General features: G+C 52.2%; 1 tRNA gene. It reads left to right on the top strand.

Going from position 1 to position 253, the window contains the following annotated elements:
- Positions 1 to 3: 3 nt before the first annotated feature.
- Positions 4 to 75: transfer RNA gene (locus FE296_RS00085), tRNA-Glu, on the top strand.
- Positions 76 to 253: the final 178 nt, after the last annotated feature.

Here is a 253-nt window from a genome sequence, read left to right as displayed (position 1 = left end):
TAAGGCCCGTTGGTCAAGGGGTTAAGACACCTCCCTTTCACGGAGGTAACAGGGGTTCGAATCCCCTACGGGTCATAGCAATATCTATTGCTTCAACAAGGGATGAGAATCCCAAAGGTTCGTCGGAGGATGTACTTCGTTGGCAACAGCTTCGCAGTCTCGAACGAAGTGAGAGTATCCCCTACGGGTCATAATATGGAGGCTTAGCTCAGCTGGGAGAGCATCTGCCTTACAAGCAGAGGGTCGGGGGTTC

The organism is Paenibacillus sp. UASWS1643, from assembly GCF_008693195.1.
Lineage (GTDB): Bacteria > Bacillota > Bacilli > Paenibacillales > Paenibacillaceae > Paenibacillus > Paenibacillus amylolyticus_B.
This window is presented reverse-complemented; position numbering and strand designations above follow the sequence as displayed.